We start from the raw sequence: 20,543 nt of genomic DNA, 5'->3' as shown, positions 1-20,543 counted from the left end.
TGTTATGATTAATAATATATTTAAAATATAAAATATAAACAAATAAATTTTGAAAACAATTTTTTTGTTAATAAATAATTTAAATTTTCAAAAAATGTAAAATTCTTATTATTTACACTGTGCTTTATTTCTTAAATCGTGATCCATTAAAGTTAGCGCAACCATAGCTTCTGAAACTGGTATAGCTCTTATCCCAATACACGGATCATGACGCCCGCGTGTACGAATTACCGTACGATTACCATATATATTGATAGTTTTTATTGGAATACTAATACTAGAAGCAGGTTTAATGGCAAGAGAAATCAAAATATTTTGTCCCGTACTAATTCCACCTAAAATTCCTCCGCAATGATTACTTTTAAAGCCTTGCGGTGTAATTTCATCATAACTTTTACTACCATACTGATTAACACATTTAAAACCGTCGCCAATTTCAATACCTTTCACTGCATTAATACTCATTAATGAATGTGCAAGTTCTGCGTCTAATTTATCAAATATTGGTTCTCCTAATCCTATAGGTACATTTTCTACAAAAATGCCAATTTTAGCACCAATTGAGTCTCCTTGTTTTTTTAAATTTTTTATAAGATTTATTATTAAAGGCAAACAATCATAGTCTGGACAAAACAGTTTATTTTTTGTAACTCGATTTAAATCTATAGTATTGCATTTAATATCACCTATTTGCTTTAAAAATCCAATAATTCTTAAATTATATTTTTGATATAAATATTTTTTTGCAATGGCTCCTGCTGCTACTCTAATTGCAGTTTCTCTTGCTGATGCTCGTCCTCCACCGCGATAATCTCGAATTCCATATTTTTTAAAATAAGAAAAATCTGCATGATTTGGGCGATATATATTTTTTAAATTGACATAATCTTTCGGTTTATGATCTTGATTTTTGATTATTAATCCGATACTTGTTCCGGTAGTGTATCCATGAAATATGCCGGAAAAAATTTCAATCAGATCTTTTTCTTTTCTTTCTGAGGTATGTTTAGATCCGGGACGTCTTTTATTTAGTTCTTTTTGTATTTCTTTTTTAGAAATAGGAATTTTAGGCGGTACTCCATCTAGAATACCTCCGATAGCTATGCCATGAGATTCTCCAAACGTAGTAAGACGTAAAATTGTTCCAATACTATTCCCTGACATATTATTAATATTTAATTTTCTAGCTTAAACATATGTATTGTTAAATAAATTTTATTTTTTTTAATTCTTCTTTAGTTAACACAAATACTCCTACTGCATCATCTATACAGTCAATCCACAAAAATGGAATATTTTTGTACTCTTTCATAAGAGTCATCATATTGTATCCTACTTCGCATACTAAAATACCGTTTTCGGATAAAAAATGCACTGCAGAATGCAATATTTTACGAATATATTGCAATCCGTCCATACCTCCAAATAAACCTATTTTGGGTTCATATGAAAATTCTTTAGGCAAATTAGACATTAATTTTTTATTTACATATGGTGGATTAGTAATAATTACATCATATTTTTTTTTTGGAACAATATTTTCAAATAAATTAGATGTAATTAATTTTATTTTATTTTCTAAATTATGTTTTTTTATATTGATCTCAGCTACATTTAGTGCTGGAATTGAATAATCACTTGCATCTACATTTGCTTTGGGATATTTTTTAGCAGAAATAATTGCTAAACATCCACTTCCGGTACATAAATCAAGAATATTTTTAGGATAAATTTTTATCAGATCTCTAAAATTATCACAGATTAATTCTGCTATAGGTGATCGAGGTATAACTGCCCGTGCATCAATATAAAATTCTGTTTCACATAACCAAGATTTATGCGTTAAATAAGGAACAGGAATTCTTTTTTGAACACGTTTTTGAATTTTATATAAAATATTTTTTTTTTCTATATTATTAAGTTGATAATTCAATACTTTTTTAGATGAATAAATAGATAATAAAATACTTGGCAATATTAATTGCAATGCTTCGTCCCAGGAATTATTCGTTCCATGTCCATAAAATATATTATTTTTATTAAATTTTTTTACTGTCCAATTTAATATATCTTGAATAGAAAACAAGTTTTTTTTAAAAATATTTAATTTTTTTTCCATATCTCATATGAAAACGTATTTAATTGTTTTATCAAAAATAATTTAAGTTTTTGAAAAAAATTTCATTCTTATTAAGCAGAATCGTTGAATATATAAAATACTTGAGTCATGGATAATAAAAATTCCTGGGTCGTGCAGGATTCGAACCTGCGACCAATTGATTAAAAGTCAACTGCTCTACCAACTGAGCTAACGACCCTTGTAAAATTTAATTTTAAAATATAAATTTTTTTTTATATAAGTAAATTTTTTATATTATATTTTTTTTAATCTTTTTTTTGCTTCTATCGCTGCTATATCGTTAGGATAAAATTCAATAATTTTATTATAAATTTTTTTTGCTTTATCATTTTGATGATCTTTTTGAGCTAAAATTCCAATCTTCAATAATGCGTCCGGAACTTTTTGAAAGTTCGGGAAGTTCTGTACAACAGATGCAAAATTATATATAGCATCATTGCTATTACCGGTAACGTAATAAATTTGTCCTATCCAATATTGTGCATTAGGACGATAGTTGGAAGATGGATATTTAGTCATAAAGAGTTTTAATTTGTTAATTGCATCACTATATTTTTTTTTATTAAAAGCTAAATTTATTGCTTCATTATAATCTATACGATCTGAAGAGATTTGAGAAGAAATAATATTATTTTTTTTATTTGTATTTTTTTTATTTAAATTATGAGTTTTAATATTTTCATAATCTTTAATAATTTTATCTATTTGATTTTGAAAATCATTTTGCTGCTTAATTAATTTTGATAGTGAATATTGATTTTCTTGCATTTGTTCTCTAAGTTTTTCTAAATCATTTTGATTATCGTTAATCTTTTTTTGTATTTGTTGAAACAATTGTGAATGTGATATATAAACAATCGATTAATTTTTGTAATCCGATCTTCTACTACCGGAACAGCACTTTTTATTTCTACTTTTGCAGTAGTAACTTTACAAATTACTACTGCTATAAAAAACAAAAAGTAGTATGTAATATTTTTAAAATATTTAATTAACATTATAACACTTGATTAAATTAATATGCTAAAACGACGCGACGATTTTTTGCATAAGTCATTTCATCGTGTCCTAATGCAGCAGGTTTTTCTTTTCCATAAGATATTACTTTCATTTGTTCTTCTAATACACCTTTACTTTGCAAATATTCTTTAACAGATTTTGCTCTTCTTTCTCCAAGGGCAATATTGTATTCTGAGGTACCTCGTTCATCAGCATGACCTTCGATGATAATTTTGTAAGAAGGATTGTTTCTAAGAAAATCTGAATGTGCATCTAATATTTGAGTAAATTCATTTTTTATATTATATTTATCTAAATCAAAATATAAAATATTATTTTGCTGTAATTCTTGTGCATTAACACTATCTAATGAATCTAAAGATCCAGTGCTATTCATGTTTGTATCCGTATTTTCAGAAGTGTTAATCGACGCAGCATCAATGTTTTTAATATTTTTTTTAGACGTACAAGATACTATAGTGATTAATGGGATAAGTATCCAGACACTCTTTGATATTAAATTTAATTTCATTTTAATTCCTTGTTAGTAATGTTTTGGTGAGTATTAATGTTATATTTTTTGCGACCATCTAGGAAATTTTATTTGTCCGTCAATTTTTAAAATTGTTTTTTTAAAACGTCCGTTAGTAGAAATTAATTCTATTAAGGAATTACTACTATAAGATGTTTTGTAAATTATCATAGTGTTGTTTGGAGAAATACTTGGCGCTTCGTCTAAAAATGTTTTAGTTAAAATATGCATATTTTCTAATTTTAAATTTAACAATGCAATGTGTTGTTCTTTTCTTTCTGAATTTACCATGGCTAAGAAGCTTCCGTCTGAACTAACTTCTGCATTTTGATTTTTTGAACCTTCCCAAGAAAGTCTATGAGATTTTCCATCTTGAATATTAATTTTATAAATTTGTGGACTTCCGTTTTGATCCGAAGTATATGCTAATGAATAATTATCTGGAAACCAACTAGGTTCTGTATTGTTGTTGTGATTGTTTGTAATTTGTTTAATTAATCCTGATTTAAGAAACATAACATATAAATTTAAACTGCCTGTTTTTGAAAGAACAAACGCTAATTTTTCTCCATCTGGAGAAAATGAAGGAGCGCCATTATGATATGGGAAACTTGCTATATGTTTAATAGCGCCATTTTGGATATTTTTTATTTTTATTGCAGAATTTCCATGCTCAAAAGTTACATATGCAATATTTTTTTCATCTGGAGACCAAGCTGGGGACATAAGAGGCATGTGTGATTGATGAATAATTTTTTGATTATATCCGTCATAGTCTGCAATACATAACTGATACGGATATTCATTTTTTTTATTATGCATAATATAAGTTATATGAGTATGAAATACTCCGGATATTCCGGTTAATTTTTTAAAGATTTCATTACTAATGTCATGTGCAACTTTTCGAAATGATTGTATCTGAGCTGTACGATAACTATTTAACAAAATTTTACCTGGAATATTCACTAGATCTATTAACTTATACGAAATCAAATATTCGTTTTTTTTATTTAATGATATTTTGCCTATTAAAATCGTGTTAATGTTTAATTCTTGAGCAATACTAGAAAAATTAAAATTTTTTTGAGTAAATAACTTGGAATATTCTTTATTTTTTTCCGGTATTATTATTGATGAAAATTTTCCGCTATTTTGAAGATCACATGCAATAACTTTTGCGATATTTTCTAATTCATTATTTGAGCGATTATCTATCCATCTGAAAGAAGAAATTCCAATTGGCGTTGATACATCTATGCCTCGATTAATATCGATATGAATATTTGCATATAATATAGAATTACAAAAAAAAATACTATAAAATATTAATAACAATTTATTCATTTATATTTATTTTAGATCCTTTTAGGTATTTATTGTACATTGATTTATTTTAAAATAACAGTTTTAGTATTAATATTTTTAAAATGAAATTTTTAAAATTTATATTTTACTATTCAGGAGAAAATCGCAAAGTTATTTTTTTTGCTATTTTATAAATTTCTAAATTAGGTGCCGGAGGAATTCGTGCTAATTTTGCAGATGTAATTGCAGCATAACATAGTGATTCATCTCCGCTAATCATACGAATTGATTTAATTGATCCACTTGAATAAATTTCTAAATTTAATTCGCATACTTTTCCTATAAATGTGTTGTAGTCATATAGTTTATTTTTAATAGATTGTTTTATCGCTTCTTTATATGTTTCTATTTCAGAAGATAATGTATAATTTTGATTATAAATAACATGATTATTATGTACTGTATTGTTTAAATTTTCAATTGTGTTGTCTATAATGTTTGTCGATTTTTTTGACAGAAAATTATTTTTAAGTTTATTTTTTATGTTTTTTTTTTGATTAATTTGTGTATCATGTACTTTTAGTGTTTGATTTTTATTTTCTATTTTATTTGAAAAATTTTTATCGATTATATTTTTTTTATTTTCAGGTAATTTTAATGTTTGATAATAAAACTTTATAAGTTGCTCTTGATTATTTATTTTAATTTTTTTTTGAAAAAAATTTTTTTCTTTTGAATCTATAATTTTTTTATGTAAAGTATTAATTTGGTAAAAATTTTTAATATTTCTTTTTGTAAAAGATACTGTTAAATATAAACATAAAATAAATATTACGTGTAAAAATATCGATAAATATATCGCTAGCTTAGCATTTTTATTTCTATAATTAGATGTTTTCACAGTAATTATAACCTTAAATTTACTTTTTTTGTTTAATTTTTAAAAAAATATTAATGAATTAAATCAGATTGAGCAATTAATCCAATAGATTGCACTCCAATCTTATTTAAAACACTAATAATTTTTATAATTTCTTCGTATGGAATACTTTTTTCTCCGCCTATAAAAATTTTTATTCGTGGGTTATTTAAAAATTTATTTTTTATTGCGATACTTAATTGTTGCAAATTTAAATTATATTCTTTATTTTTTTGTGTTAATAAGTTATATTTTTTTTTATTTAAAATTTCAATAATAATTTCAATTTGTTCATTTTGTGTATCATAAAAATTTTCTTTCGGTAAATTAACTGTAATTTTTTGCAAAAAATCTTGCGAAAAAATCATAAAGATTAACATAAGCACTAATAAAACATCTACTAATGGAATAATGTTAATATCAAATTTAACGTTTTTGTATAGTTTTCTACGCATATAAATAGATTTTTAAAAAAAGTTAATCTTTTTTAGAAATTATTTTACGATATAAAATTGCAGCGCATTCTTCAGAAAAATTTAGATAATTTTGAGCAATAACATTTGATTTTACACTGAATTTATTGAATGAAATTAATGCTGGTATTGCAACAAATAAACTCATAGCTGTAGTGCTTAAAGCATCTGAAATGTCTGGAGCAATTGATTGTATCGTAAAATTTGTATAATCATTAATTTTATAAAATATGTTCATAATACCCCAAACTGTACCGAGTAATCCGATATATGGACTAATAGCACTAATACTACCTAAAGTTGAAATATGTGTTTCTAAAACTTCAATTTCTCGATTCACTACGACGTTCATAATGTGCTTAGTTCTGTCAAGAATAGATTCAGGTGTATTTTTTAAATGTTTTAATTCCATATATTCTTTAAATCCTAAATAAAAAATTCGTGCATATCCTACTAGTGTATTTTGTTTATGTTCTTGTTCTTCATAAAGAAAATTTATATTTTTGTCTGAATAAAAATTATTTTCAAAATTTTCTATTTCTTTTTGAATGTATCTTAATGTAAAAATTTTATAAAAAATAATTACCCATGATAAAATAGAAAAAAATAATAAAAAAGAAAAAATAAATTTTAGTAAAAAATCTGATTTTAAAAATAAATCAAATATATTCATGCTCTTCATTATTAAAACCCTAAAATAAAATTTAAAGTTTGACAAAAATTTTATTATTTTTTTGCACTAATTAATTTTAATTACAAATAAGTAATAGCAAAATTTGTAATAAATAAAATTTCTTCAAATTGTTTATTTGAAGTACTGCACTGTTTAATAAAAAATTTATAAAAATTTAAAAAATTAACTATTTTAAATTTATAATTTTTTTACTATCTTATTTGAAGATTAAAATTTTAATTAATTTTTTAATACATTTTAAATTAAAAATTATCTAAATATCACATTTTTTTATTTTGTGTAATAATTTTTTTAATAGATACTCCTATATCGGACAAATTCTTAATAACTGTTACTCCAGATTTTCTTAACATTTTAATTTTTTCTTCAGCTCCTCCTTCACCTTGCGCAATTATTGCTCCGGCATGTCCCATTCGTTTTCCTTGTGGCGCCGTAATACCTGCGATATAAGCAAATACTTTTTTTTTCATATAGGATTTAACAAATTTTGCTGCTATTTCTTCCGAATTTCCTCCAATTTCTCCAATGATTAAAACTGCGTGAGTTTCCGGATCTTTTTCAAATAACTTTAATATATCTACAAAATTAGTGCCTGAAATTGGATCTCCTCCGATTCCTACGCATGTAGATTGTCCTAAACCTATGTCTGTAATTTGTTTAACGGCTTCATATGTCAAAGTACCTGAACGAGATACAATGCCAATATTTCCTGGAACATGAATGTTGTTCGGCATAATACCAATTTTGCATTGATGAGGTGTGATAATTCCGGGGCAATTAGGTCCTATCATAGTAATATTAGTTAAGTTTAATTTTTGTTTTACCATAAGCATATCTAGTATAGGCATACCTTCTGTGATGCAAACAATTAATTTAATATTATTGTCAATCGCTTCTAAAATAGAATCTTTGCAAAATTTTGCCGGTACATAAATTACTGATGCTGTAGCATGAGTATCTAGCTTTGCTTCTTTTACAGAATTAAAAACTGGTAATCCTAAATGTTTTGTTCCTCCTTTTCCGGGAGTCACTCCTCCAACAATTTTTGTACCTTCTAGCAATGCTTTCTCGCAATGAAATGTGCCTTGTTTTCCAGTAAATCCTTGACAAATAACTTTTGTATTTTTATCGATTAGAATCGACATAAGTCTTTCTCCCAATATTTTCAATTGCTTTTTTAACCGCATCATCTAGTGAATTTGCTGTAATAATATTTAAATTACTATTTATTAACTTTTTTGCTCCTAATTTAGAATTATTACCTTCTAAACGTACAATAACTGGTATATTAACTTGTAAGTTAGAAATTGCTTGTATGATACCATCAGCAATAAGATCGCACTTAACAATTCCTCCAAAAATATTAATTAAAATAGATTTTACATGGCTGTCAAGAATAATAATTCTAAAAGCTTGATCTACTTTTTCTACTGTTGCATCACCTCCAACATCTAAAAAATTTGCTGGATTACCGCCGTGCAATTTAATTAAATCCATAGTGCCCATTGCTAAACCTGCACCATTAACCATACAGCCTATGTTTCCTTGTAACGGAATATAATTTAATCCCCACTTTTCAGCATATACTTCTCTAGAATCTAATTGACTATTATCATGTATCTTTTTTAAATGCACTTGTCTATATAAAGCATTTTCATCTATATTTAATTTTCCGTCTAAACATAATAAATCATCATTTTGATTAATAGCAATTGGGTTAATTTCTGCAAGAGTAAGATCTTTCTCGATAAATAAATATGTTAAATTTTCACAAATTGTCACAAATTGATTTATTTGTTTTCCAAATAGTTTTAATTGAAATGCTAAATTTCTTGCTTTAAACAGCTGAAATCCGCAACAAACATCAAAATTTTCTTTAAAGATTATCTTTTTATTTGTTTTAATATCATTTTCAATATTTATACCGCCTGTAAAAGAAGCAAGTATGGATATATTAGATTGTATTCTGTTTAGCACTAAGCTTAAGTATAATTCTTTTTTAATATATGTTTTTCTTTCAATTAATATTGAATTTACTGTTTGTCCTATATTATCTGTTTGGTAGGTTACTAAACGTTTTCCTATCCATTTCTTCGCAAATTTATGAATTTCATCAATAGAATTTAATGTTTGTACTCCTCCGGATTTACCTCTACCGCCTGCATGTATTTGACATTTTACTACCCACGGTCCAGGATTTAATTTTACGACAGCTTTCTCGATTTCACTATATTTAGTACATTTATATCCATTTGGAATTGGAATTTTATATTGAGAAAACAGTTCTTTTGCTTGATATTCGTGTAAGTTCATGATAATTTTCCGTATATAATATCTGGATAATTTAAAAAAAATAAATTTTATATTATTTTGATTTCAAATATTTAAAAAAATCCTAATAGGATCTTCTAACATATTTTTGACAGTAACTAAAAAACTAGCAGCTTCTTTACCATCAATTAATCTATGATCGTAAGATAAAGCTAAATATGTCATGGGTGTGATAACAACTTTTTTATCTATTACTGTAGCTCTATCTTTTATTGCATGTATTCCTAAAATTGCACTTTGTGGTGGATTGATAATTGGAGTCGATAACATAGAACCAAATATCCCTCCATTAGTAATGGTAAAACTGCCTCCTTCTAAATCATGAATATTTAACTTATTATTTTTACCTCGAATGGCAAAATCTTTAATTTTCTTTTCTATTTCAATAATGCTCATTTTATCTGCATTTTTTAATACAGGAGTTACTAACCCTTTTGGAGTAGAAACAGCTATATTAATATTAAAATAATTGTGATATACAATATCTTCCCCGTCTATATTTGCATTAATTTCTGGAAAATCTTTGAGTCCTTTTATTACGGCAGAAACAAAAAATGACATATATCCTAAACGAATTTTATGAGTTTGTTCAAATATATCTCGATATTTTTCTCTTAAATTTATTATAGATTGCATATTAACTTCATTAAAAGTTGTCAAAGATGCTGTATTGTTATTTACATACAACAATCTATCTGATATGCATTTTCTTAATCGCGTCATTTTGACTCTTTTTTCTTGACAAATATTTATTGCATCAAGTTTGTGAGTGTTGTTTACAGAATTTTCCGTTTTAATTAAATTTAGCTGACGTGATAGTTCGAGCTGATTAGCATAATTTTTAATATTTGATGATATAGAATAATTTTGAACAATATCTGCTGAAAAATTTTTTTGTTTTGCAATTAATCTACGTATTGATGGTGAAAAAAATATGTCGCTTTTTTTTTCTGATAAATTTTCACATAATTTTTTTTCTTTACTTACGTGTTTTTTTTCTTCAAGTGTATTTTTTTCTTGTATTAAAACTTGATTTTTTTTAGTAATATCTATACTAGCTAATTTTTGACGCGAAGAAACTAATTCAGAATTTTTATGATAGATCTGTACTAGTCTTCCTGAATTTGGAGATGGCACTTCTAATACAACTTTATCAGTTTCTAGTTCTACTAAAATTTCTCCTGTTTCTACAAAATCCCCTAATTTTTTTTTCCAATTTGATACAGTAGCGTCTGTTACTGACTCTGGAAGATCAGGAACTAATATATCTATAATTTTCATATATCCTTAACCTTTTAAATATTCAATATCGAGAGCTTTATGAATTATTTTTTTTTGTTCATTTTTGTATACAGATAAGTATCCTGTTGCTGTTGAAGCAGCTTCGGGGCGACCGATATAAGTTAGTTTTATGTGTGTTTTAATAGAATCAAAACAACTTTTAATCCAATTCCATGCTCCTTGATTTTTTGGTTCTTCTTGACACCAACATATCGAATTTATGTTTTCATATTTAGGAATTATTTCTTTAATTAAAAAATCTGGAAAAGGATATAATTGTTCTATTCGAAAAATAGCAATGTTATGAGTATTATTTTTTTTCAAAATACTAAATAAATCATAAAAAATTTTTCCAGAGCATAAAATAATACGTTTAATACAATGATTATTTTTTTCGTAATTTGGATCATAAATAATTTCTTGAAATTTATAATTTGCAATTTCTTGAAATGAAGAAGTCGCTAAAGGATGTCTCAGCAAAGATTTTGGTGAAAAAATAATTAATGGACAATTAATCTTAAACTGAGCTTGTCTTCTTAATAAATGATATACCTGAGCAGGTGTAGAAGGAATACAAATTTGTATATTGTTTTGAGCGCATAGTTGCAAATACCGTTCTAAACGTGCTGATGAATGTTCAGGTCCTTGACCTTCATGACCATGAGGTAAAAGCATAACCAAATTGGATTTTTGTCCCCATTTTTGTTCTCCAGAAGTAATGAATTGATCGATTACGACTTGGGCGCCATTTGCAAAATCTCCAAATTGGGCTTCCCAGATTACTAAAGTTTTGTTTGTATTGATTGAATATCCATATTCAAAAGCTAAAGATGCTTCTTCAGATAAAGTAGTGTTCCACACATTAAATTTTGATAAAGTATTTTTAATTGTATTCAAAGGAACATAAATAGAATTATTTTTTTGATTGTAAATTACTGCATGACGGTGAAAAAAAGTACCTCGTGCAACATCTTCTCCGGATAATCTTATCGATACATGTTCATAAATTAATGTTGCATAACACAACATTTCTGCTGCACCCCAGTCAAAAGATCTTTTTTCTTGCATCATTTCATATCTTTGTAAAAATATTTTTTTTACTCTAGATTCCATTTCAATTTCTTTAGGTATATTAAATATGCTTGCAGATAATTTTTTTAAAAAACTAATATTTATTTTATTTATTTTCTCATTTATAGTGCTTGCGCATAAATTTTCTTTATTTTTTATTTGACAAAAACTGATAGTTTTATTTTCAGTAATAATTTTTTTACGTATATTTTTAACAATTTTTTTTATTTCTTCAGAAGAAATTATTTTTTGATGCTCTAATTCATTAGAAAATATTGTTTTTACAGTGGGATGTTTTTTGATTTTTTGATACATTATAGGTTGTGTTACTCTAGGTTCATCGGCTTCGTTATGTCCGTGGCGACGATAACATACGAAATCAATAAAAACATCACGAAAAAATTTGTTTCTAAAATCTAAAGCTAAACGTGTAGCGAATATAGTAGCACATGGATTGTCGCCATTTACATGAAGTATAGGTGCTTGTATCATTTTAGCCACGTCTGTGCAATATCTAGTAGATCTGGCATCTTGAACATCTGTGGTAAAACCAATTTGATTATTAACAACAATACGTAATGTTCCTCCTACTTGATGTGCTTGTGTTCTAGACATATTAAGTGTTTCTTGAATTACACCTTGCGCAATAATTGAAGCATCTCCGTGTATTGTTATTGAAAGTGTACAATTTTTGTTTTGTGTATTATTTTTATCTAATTGAGCTTTTGTTATTCCCATAACAACTGGATTTATAATTTCTAAATGAGATGGATTAAAAGCTAATAATAAATTTATAGTATTATTTTGAATTTGAATACTTGATGCAAAACCTTGATGATACTTCACATCTCCGCTATAAATTTCAGGAAGATTTCTATTTCCGGAAAATTCGTGACATATATTATTTATATCTTTTCCAAAAATATTTATTAAAGCATTTAATCTTCCTCTATGAGACATTCCAAAAATAATATTTTTAGTGTTATATTTCTGTGAAGATCGCATAATAATTTCTTTTAACATCGGGATTAAACTTTCTCCTCCTTCTAAGGAAAAACGCTTTGCTCCGGGAAATTTTCTACCTAAAAAATGTTCAATTTCTTCTGCTTTTATAATGCTTTTTAAAAGAGATTTTTTTTCTTTTATTTCTAAAAAATCTTTTTTGAAATTTTTTTCAATGTATTTTTGAATCCATATTTTTTCTTTTATATTATCAAGATGCATGTATTCAAATCCAATTGGACCGCAATATGTGCTACGTAGGAAGTTTAAAATTTCTTTAAAAGATACATTATTTTTTTTTATACCAAATATTTCCGCATTAAATTTTTGATCATATATTTTATTAGAAAATCCATGAAATTTTAAAGATAATTCTTCTACTTCTTCTATTTTTTTTAAATTTAATGGATCTATATTGGCAATAATATGACCGTACTTACGAAATGAATTTATAAAATTTAATACCTGTATTTCTGTAGTAATATGATGTTGCACATTTTTATATTCAATATTAGATGTATCTGAAAAATTTTTTTTAACAGATTTTTGATCAATTTTTTTTAAAAAAAATTCGTGAAAAATATTTTCCCAATCAGAGTTAACAGATTTTGGATTATTTAAATAATTTTTATATATTTGTTCAATGTAACACCTGTTCATTCCGTTTAAAAGAAACAAAAGATCTTTTTTATTTTTAGAATTTTGCATTCTTAATACCTTAAGTTTAATAATTCTTGTATTAACATGAAAATAAATATGAATTCTTTTTTAGAATTTCTTATTAAATCAATTAATCTTTACAAAATACTTTTTTAATTAACATATTTTTAATGTGCCCTATTGCTTGTGTTGGATTTAACTTTTTTGGACATACAGAAACGCAATTCATAATTCCATGGCATCTTAATACGCTAAACGCATCATTTAGTTTCTTTAGTCTTTCTGATTTTTCTGTATCTCGATTATCAACTAAAAATCGATAAGCAGATAGTAATCCTGCTGGTCCAATAAATTTATCTGGATTCCACCAAAACGATGGACATGCAGTAGAACAACAAGCACATAAAATACATTCATATGCTCCATCTAACATTTCTCTTTGCTTAGGGGATTGTAAACGTTCTTTGTTTGGTATTTTTTCGTTATTAATTAAGTATGGTTTTATTTTTTTATATTGTTGAAAAAATAATTTCATATCAACAATAAGATCTCTAATCACAGGTAATCCTGGAAGAGGACGTATTACAATTTTTTTTTGTTTATTTTTTAATAGATTAGAAATTGGAGTAATGCAGGCAAGTCCATTTTTTCCATTAATGTTCATTCCGTCAGATCCGCAGACACCTTCTCGGCAAGATTTACGAAATGCTAACGTTGGATCACGTTCTTTTAAATCCATTAACACATCCAGTAACATTAATTCTTTATTTTCTTGCAAAGAATAATCAAAACTTTGCATTTTAGGTGCTTTTAAATGATCTGGATGATAGCGATATATAGAAATTATAATTTTAATATTTTTTTTCATATTAATATGATCTTTTTTGAAGTGGGAAAGCTGATCTACAATTTGGTTGCATATTAATGTCTCTTTTTCTCATAATATCTTTTTCGAGAAAATATAAAGTATGACATAACCAATTTTTATCGTCTCTATTTGGAAAATCGTTTCGATGATGTGCGCCTCGACTTTCTGTTCTAAAAAGAGCAGAAAAAGCGGTTGCACAAGATACGTCCATTAGATTATTTAATTCTAAACATTCTATTCGATTGATATTGAATTGATTGGATTGATCATCTAATTTTGCATGTAATAAGCGTTCTCTTAGTTCTTGTAATTGACATAATCCTTTTTGCATAGTTTCTTTTTTTCTAAATACAGAAAAATATTTTTGCATACATTTTTGTAGTTCTTTTCTAATTATTATAGGATTTTCTCTATTTTTGGGGTTATTCCAATTTAAATAATTTTTGATTGTGCGTTCAATTTCAGATTGACTAGCTTCTTTTGGAAAATAACCTGAAGATAATAATTTATTAATTTGTAAACCAGACGATTTTCCAAATACGATTAAATCTAAGAGAGAATTGCCACCTAATCTATTAGCTCCATGCACAGAAACGCATGCGCTTTCTCCAATCGCAAAAAGTCCAGGAATATCTATATTTTCATTTTTGTTATTTATAGATATTACCTGACCAGTAATTTTTGTTGGTATTCCTCCCATCATATAATGACAAGTTGGAATCACGGGAATTGGTTCTTTGATGGGATCTACATGAGCAAAAGTACGAGACAATTCTAAAATTCCTGGGAGGCGTGAATTTAATAAATTACTTCCTAAATGATCTAATTTTAACTTAACATATGGTCCTAAATGGTTATTAAACCCTCTATTTTCTAATATTTCTATCATAATAGAACGAGATACAATGTCTCTACTTGCTAGATCTTTTGCATTTGGAGCATATCTTTCCATAAATCTTTCTCCATTTTTATTTAAAAGATATCCTCCTTCCCCTCTGCATCCTTCAGTTACTAATACTCCTGAACCAGCAATACCAGTAGGATGAAATTGCCACATCTCCATATCTTGAGCTGGAATTCCAGCTCTTAATGCCATACCTATACCGTCTCCAGTATTAATGTATGCATTTGTTGTAGATTGGTAGATTCTGCCTGCTCCTCCAGTTGCTAAGACAGTAATTCGTGATTTAAAATACACAACTTCGCCGGTTGATATGCATATCGCAGTGCATCCAACAACGGCATTTTCTTCATTTTTTACTAAATCCAATGCATACCATTCAGAGTAAATTTTTGTATCATGTTTTATATTTTGTTGATATAAAGTATGTAATAATGCGTGTCCTGTACGATCAGCAGCAGCTGCTGTACGTGAAGCTTGCTTTTTCCCATATTGTATAGATTGACCGCCAAAAGCACGTTGATATATTTTTCCATCGTTAGAACGAGAAAATGGTAGTCCCATTCTTTCCAATTCTAACACTACCTCAGGTCCAGATTTACACATATATTCTATGGCATCTTGATCTCCGATATAATCAGATCCTTTGACAGTGTCATACATATGCCATTGCCAATCGTCTTCGTGTACATTTCCTAGTGCTACTGTAATTCCCCCTTGAGCAGATACGGTGTGTGATCGAGTAGGAAATACTTTAGATATTAATGCACAAGATGAGTTGTGTTTGGTAATTTCTAATGCTGATCTCATTCCAGATCCACCTGCTCCGATTACAATAACGTCAAAATATTTTTTTTTGATTTGCATTATGCAATCCTTACATTATAATTTTAATACCATATATTAAATAAAATAGCAAAATGGCGCATATTATTAACTGTACTGTTGTGCGCATGAATTTAGGTTTAACATAGTCCGTAACTACTTGCCACATTCCGATCCATCCGTGTATAGCGACTGATAAAAATACTAATATTGTAAATATTTTTATTGTTTTTTTATCAAAAAAACAATGCCATTTTACATAGTTTATAGGTGTATTGCATATAATAAATACGATAATACACAGTATATATAAAAATATTAACAATCCGGAAATACGTAATAATAGCCATTCATAAATCCCAGGTAATCCGAATGCAGACGTTTTTTTTACCATAGAAAAAATCCTAGTATGATAGAAATAGTTGCAGTGACTAGAAGTGCTATATTTACTGTCATTTTTGCAGTTTTTAGATCTTCTTTGAAAAAATTAAAATCAATTAAAATATGTCTTAGTCCGAATACGGTATGATATGTAAAAATTGTTAGTATTGCCCATAAAAAAAATTTAAAAAGAACGTTTTCGTAAAAAAAATTTTGTAAAGTATTAAATTTTTCTTGCGAACATAATGATAGCTCTAAACAATATATAAATACGCTAAATATTAAAAAAGTGATTATTCCAGATATTCTGTGTAATATAGAAGCTATTGCAGTTTTTATAAATTTAATTGTAAAAATATTTAAGTTTATAGGTTTATGTGTTTTCACGGTTTTCCTCTCGGATCCGTTATTTTATATTGATTAATAAAAAAAACTTAAAATGAAAAACTTTACTTATATTTTTTTTTAAAATTAATATGTTGATAGAATTAATTTTAATTGCTGTATAACTTTAATCTGATTAAGTTTTATGTTTTAAAATATATTTAGTAGATATACTAAACTTTTTTAATTATAAAATGAAATATTTTTTAATTGATTAAAAAAATAATTTTCGGATTAATTCTGAATAAGATTAAAAAATGAACAAACTTTTTTTATTATTCATATATTTTTGATTTTTATAATATTTTATTTAAAATTATATAATATTTACTTAACAAATACGATAATGATTTATCGTCATTAAAATAAAAAAATTTAGTTGTATTTTAAAATAAAATATCGATTTGAATACATAATTTGTATATATGTAAGTAAAATAAATAATTTAAATTTGTTAAATAGGATTATTGGTATCAAAAAAAATTGTCTCTATGCAGTATTTCTTTTGTATCCATTTTCCTAATGCTATAATACCTCCTCTTTCTGTTGCATGATGTCCTGCTTCATAAAAATGTACATATCTTTCTTTAGCAATGTAAATTGTACTTTCTGAAGCTTCTCCACTAATAAATGCATCTATATTTTCTTCAATTGCCATTTCAAAAAATTTATGTCCTGATCCTGTGCACCATCCTATTTTTTCAATAGTTAAAACTGCGTTTTTGTTTTGAAAATGTAAAACATTACGTTTTAATTTTTTTTCTAATAAAATTTTAAATTTATAACAATCAATTTTATTCTTCATTGTACCAAAAAAAATACATGGTTTTAAAATTTTATTAATATCTATGGATAATAACTTTGCTAACTGTGCATTATTTCCTAATTTTGGATGTATATCTAAAGGTAAATGCCAAGCGTAAAGATTAACATTATTTTCTAAAATTTTCTTTAATCTGTTTTTTTTAGTTCCATATAACATACAATTTTCATGGTTCCAAAATAATCCATGATGTACGATTATAGCGTCGGATTTTGTGAATATAGCAAATTCTATCAATTCTTGACATGCAGTAACTCCGACAATAATTTTTTTAATAATTTTTTTACCTTTCACTTGTAATCCGTTGTACGCAAAATCTTTAATTTTTAAGCTATTATTAAGTTTTTGATTAACATTAAATTCGAGATCTGTATTAGTGATGTAATTCATAATTTATGTTTAATTAATAAAGTTATTTTTTCAATTAAAAAGCAGTTTGATAATTTTATTTGCTGATTTTTTTAATTTTTTTAAATGTACAGTATCTATGAAACTTTCACAATATACTCTATACAAATTTTCTGTGCCAGACGGTCTAATTGCTATCCATCCATTTTTAAATTTAACAAAAATTTCTAACGAAATTATAATGCAAAAAACAATTTTATCTTCAGTGATAATGCATGATTGAAGATTATCTATATTAATATTATTTTTTAAATACTGTTTTTTATTTAAAAAATGAAATTCGTATCGATCATAATAAAAATATCCAAACATTTTTTCTAATTTAGAATAGTATTCTATTAATGTTTTTTCAGTTTTTGCTACAATTTCTGCAGCTAATAAACACATAATTATGCCGTCTTTATCAGTCGACCATGGAGATCCGTTAAAACATAGAAAAGTAGCTCCAGAACTTTCTTCTCCACATAAACCTAAAGATCCTTCAAATAAGAAATTTGAAAACCACTTAAATCCTACTGGGGTATTAATTAATTTACGATTAAAATGTTGAGCAATTTTTTCCATCATGACACTAGAAACGTAAGTTTTACCTACACCTACATTTTGACTCCAATTTGATCTGTAACTTAATAAATAATGCATAGCAATAGATAAATAATGATTAGGAGATATAAGGCATGTTTTATTTAAAATTGCATGTCTATCACCATCTGGATCATTTGCGAATCCTAAGTCTGCTTGATTAGAAAATTGAGATAAATGTTTCAATGTCGATTTAGATGCACAATCTATACGAAGTATTCCGTCATAATCTAGATTTAAAAAATAAAAAGTATAATCTATTTTAGTATTAACAATTTTAATATTGCATTTATAATATTCTTCAATTAATTGCCAACAAAATAAGCTTGAACCTCCTAAAGGATCAATTACTAAATTAATTTGAGAAGAAGAAATAAGTTGCATATTAACTATATTAGATAAACTTAGAATATACTTTTGTATTATGTCATGTTCATGTATTTTACCAATTTGTTTAGCATAAATTAAAGAAATTCTTTTTATTTTAAATATTCCATTTTTCAGAATTGCATTAACTTTAGATTCTATTTTATTTGTAATAAAAAAATTTGCAGGACCGCCAGTAAAAATATTATATTTTATTCCTCCGAATTCTGGAGGATTATGAGAAGATGTAATAATAATACCATCTGCTTTTCTTTTAGATGCTTTATTATAATTTAATATTGCGTGTGAAATTATTGGAGTAGAAACATGCATATTATTTGATTGTATAATAACATCAATATTGTTTGCAGTAAGCACTTCGAGTACAGAACAAAAAGCGGGTTCGGATAAAGCATGCGTATCTTTTCCGATAAAGCATGGTCCATGTATTCCAAGTAATTTTCTTTCTTCAACAATAGCTTGACTAATCGCTAGTACATGTATTTCGTTAAATGTGAATTTTTTTGAGGTTCCTCGATATCCTGAAGTTCCAAATTTAATATTTTTTAATTTTTTATTTTCATAAGGTATTTGAGAGTAATATTGTGTTATAAGTTTATCGGGATAAATTAAATCAGATTTTTGTGGTTTTTTTCCAGATTTTAAACTTTGTAAATACATTAAAAATATATTATTTAAATTTTAGTATTAAGATTATACTAAATATTTTACATATTTCATAAATTTTTATTATTTTTCTTGACTTATTAATATTAAACATTTTATAAAATAATTTATTTCGCATAAATTTTTAACTAAAATATTTTATGTAAAATTTAATTTATTCAGTAACATATTTTTATAAACAAAAAAAATTTTTACTAACATTTTCACAGGAAGTATTTATATGAAATCTACAGGAATTTTTTTCGGTAGTGATACGGGGAATACAGCAAGTATTGCCAAAAAAATACAAGAAGCATTAAGTCCAAGTAATTCTGACATTTTTGATATTGCAGATACTGCTCAAAAAGATATAGAAAAATATGACAAATTAATATTTGGAATACCTACTTGGTATTATGGAGAACCCCAATGCGACTGGGATGATTTTTTTCCTATTTTAAAAAAAATAAACTTTAAGGATAAAATGGTAGCAATTTTTGGTTGTGGAGATCAAGAAGACTATTCAGAATATTTTTGTGACGCAATGGGAATTTTAAATGAAATTTTAATACAAAATCAAGCAAAAATGATCGGAAGTCATTCAACTAAAGGATATAAGTTTGAAGCTTCTAAAGCATTAATAAACAAAAAATATTTCGTCGGATTAGCATTAGACGAAGACAGACAACCAGAATTAACTGAATCAAGATTATTCTATTGGATCGAAACAATTAAAAAAATAATATACTTTCAAGAAAAGTAAAACTTTAAGAAAAAATTATTATAAATTCCATACTTAAAATTAAAAAAATTTAAACAATTAATTTTTATCGAAAAATTAACTGTAGACTCAAATATTCTAAACATATGAATAAAACGCACAATTGGAAACCAAACATTTCTAAAAAAATATTAATAAAAAGGAATCA

Annotated in this window: 19 protein-coding genes and 1 tRNA gene; 1 reads left to right on the top strand and 19 read right to left on the bottom strand. The window is 26.0% G+C overall.

The window, feature by feature from the left end:
• Window positions 1–108 precede the first annotated feature (108 nt).
• The 19 genes from aroC to WIGMOR_RS01685 form a co-directional block, all read right to left on the bottom strand.
• Window positions 109–1,164: a chorismate synthase gene (gene aroC, locus WIGMOR_RS01780; RefSeq protein ID WP_014354128.1), complete on the bottom strand. Its 1,056-nt coding sequence runs from the start codon at window positions 1,162–1,164 to the stop codon at window positions 109–111.
• Window positions 1,165–1,204: 40 nt separating this feature from the next.
• The gene (prmB, locus tag WIGMOR_RS01775; protein ID WP_014354127.1) at window positions 1,205–2,119 is read right to left on the bottom strand and encodes a 50S ribosomal protein L3 N(5)-glutamine methyltransferase; all 915 of its coding nucleotides are present in this window, start codon (window positions 2,117–2,119) and stop codon (window positions 1,205–1,207) included.
• Window positions 2,120–2,245: 126 nt separating this feature from the next.
• Window positions 2,246–2,318: transfer RNA gene (locus WIGMOR_RS01770), tRNA-Lys, on the bottom strand.
• Window positions 2,319–2,374: 56 nt separating this feature from the next.
• Entirely contained in the window at window positions 2,375–2,974 is a 600-nt protein-coding gene (gene ybgF, locus WIGMOR_RS01765; RefSeq protein WP_014354126.1) for a tol-pal system protein YbgF, read from the bottom strand.
• Window positions 2,975–3,155: 181 nt separating this feature from the next.
• Window positions 3,156–3,671, bottom strand: coding sequence for a peptidoglycan-associated lipoprotein Pal (gene pal / locus WIGMOR_RS01755; protein WP_014354125.1), 516 nt, complete (start codon window positions 3,669–3,671; stop codon window positions 3,156–3,158).
• 39 nt (window positions 3,672–3,710) lie between these two features.
• A complete protein-coding gene (gene tolB / locus WIGMOR_RS01750; protein ID WP_014354124.1) occupies window positions 3,711–5,018 on the bottom strand; it encodes a Tol-Pal system beta propeller repeat protein TolB in 1,308 nt (435 codons plus the stop codon).
• Window positions 5,019–5,127: 109 nt separating this feature from the next.
• Complete coding sequence (gene tolA / locus WIGMOR_RS01745; RefSeq protein WP_014354123.1) at window positions 5,128–5,880, bottom strand: cell envelope integrity protein TolA; 753 nt, start codon at window positions 5,878–5,880, stop codon at window positions 5,128–5,130.
• A 50-nt stretch (window positions 5,881–5,930) separates the two neighbouring features.
• Window positions 5,931–6,353: a biopolymer transporter ExbD gene (locus WIGMOR_RS01740; RefSeq protein ID WP_014354122.1), complete on the bottom strand. Its 423-nt coding sequence runs from the start codon at window positions 6,351–6,353 to the stop codon at window positions 5,931–5,933.
• A 22-nt stretch (window positions 6,354–6,375) separates the two neighbouring features.
• Window positions 6,376–7,044 (bottom strand): protein TolQ, encoded by a 669-nt coding sequence (tolQ, locus tag WIGMOR_RS01735; protein ID WP_236607856.1) that lies wholly within the window; start codon window positions 7,042–7,044, stop codon window positions 6,376–6,378.
• Between the two features lie 281 nt (window positions 7,045–7,325).
• Window positions 7,326–8,210, bottom strand: a complete 885-nt coding sequence (sucD, locus tag WIGMOR_RS01730) for a succinate--CoA ligase subunit alpha (RefSeq protein ID WP_014354120.1) — start codon at window positions 8,208–8,210, stop codon at window positions 7,326–7,328.
• Window positions 8,191–9,378 (bottom strand): ADP-forming succinate--CoA ligase subunit beta, encoded by a 1,188-nt coding sequence (gene sucC / locus WIGMOR_RS01725; RefSeq protein WP_014354119.1) that lies wholly within the window; start codon window positions 9,376–9,378, stop codon window positions 8,191–8,193. The genes sucD and sucC overlap by 20 nt, the downstream gene beginning before the upstream one ends.
• 63 nt (window positions 9,379–9,441) lie before the next feature.
• Complete coding sequence (odhB, locus tag WIGMOR_RS01720) at window positions 9,442–10,677, bottom strand: 2-oxoglutarate dehydrogenase complex dihydrolipoyllysine-residue succinyltransferase (protein ID WP_014354118.1); 1,236 nt, start codon at window positions 10,675–10,677, stop codon at window positions 9,442–9,444.
• 6 nt (window positions 10,678–10,683) lie between these two features.
• Window positions 10,684–13,458, bottom strand: coding sequence for a 2-oxoglutarate dehydrogenase E1 component (locus WIGMOR_RS01715; RefSeq protein WP_014354117.1), 2,775 nt, complete (start codon window positions 13,456–13,458; stop codon window positions 10,684–10,686).
• 82 nt (window positions 13,459–13,540) lie between these two features.
• The gene (locus tag WIGMOR_RS01710; RefSeq protein ID WP_041944163.1) at window positions 13,541–14,266 is read right to left on the bottom strand and encodes a succinate dehydrogenase iron-sulfur subunit; all 726 of its coding nucleotides are present in this window, start codon (window positions 14,264–14,266) and stop codon (window positions 13,541–13,543) included.
• Between the two features lie 13 nt (window positions 14,267–14,279).
• Window positions 14,280–16,046 carry a succinate dehydrogenase flavoprotein subunit gene (gene sdhA, locus WIGMOR_RS01705; RefSeq protein ID WP_014354115.1) on the bottom strand — a complete coding sequence of 589 codons (1,767 nt, stop codon included), beginning with the start codon at window positions 16,044–16,046 and terminating at the stop codon, window positions 14,280–14,282.
• A gap of 10 nt (window positions 16,047–16,056) precedes the next feature.
• On the bottom strand, window positions 16,057–16,398 hold the full coding sequence (gene sdhD / locus WIGMOR_RS01700; RefSeq protein ID WP_014354114.1) for a succinate dehydrogenase, hydrophobic membrane anchor protein: 342 nt from the start codon (window positions 16,396–16,398) through the stop codon (window positions 16,057–16,059).
• Window positions 16,392–16,772 (bottom strand): succinate dehydrogenase, cytochrome b556 subunit, encoded by a 381-nt coding sequence (gene sdhC / locus WIGMOR_RS01695; protein ID WP_014354113.1) that lies wholly within the window; start codon window positions 16,770–16,772, stop codon window positions 16,392–16,394. Before sdhC ends, sdhD begins: the two co-directional genes overlap by 7 nt.
• Window positions 16,773–17,223: 451 nt before the next feature.
• Window positions 17,224–17,982 (bottom strand): Nif3-like dinuclear metal center hexameric protein, encoded by a 759-nt coding sequence (locus WIGMOR_RS01690; RefSeq protein WP_014354112.1) that lies wholly within the window; start codon window positions 17,980–17,982, stop codon window positions 17,224–17,226.
• Between the two features lie 30 nt (window positions 17,983–18,012).
• Window positions 18,013–19,629, bottom strand: coding sequence for a phosphohexomutase domain-containing protein (locus WIGMOR_RS01685; protein WP_014354111.1), 1,617 nt, complete (start codon window positions 19,627–19,629; stop codon window positions 18,013–18,015).
• A 226-nt stretch (window positions 19,630–19,855) separates the two neighbouring features.
• Here WIGMOR_RS01685 and fldA point away from each other — a divergent pair, with 226 nt between their 5' ends.
• Window positions 19,856–20,377, top strand: a complete 522-nt coding sequence (gene fldA / locus WIGMOR_RS01680; RefSeq protein WP_014354110.1) for a flavodoxin FldA — start codon at window positions 19,856–19,858, stop codon at window positions 20,375–20,377.
• Window positions 20,378–20,543: the final 166 nt, after the last annotated feature.

It is taken from the genome of Wigglesworthia glossinidia endosymbiont of Glossina morsitans morsitans (Yale colony) (assembly GCF_000247565.1).
Classification (GTDB): domain Bacteria; phylum Pseudomonadota; class Gammaproteobacteria; order Enterobacterales; family Enterobacteriaceae; genus Wigglesworthia; species Wigglesworthia glossinidia_B.
The sequence above is the reverse complement of the archived record's forward strand: the minus strand, read 5'-3'. Positions and strand labels throughout refer to the sequence as shown.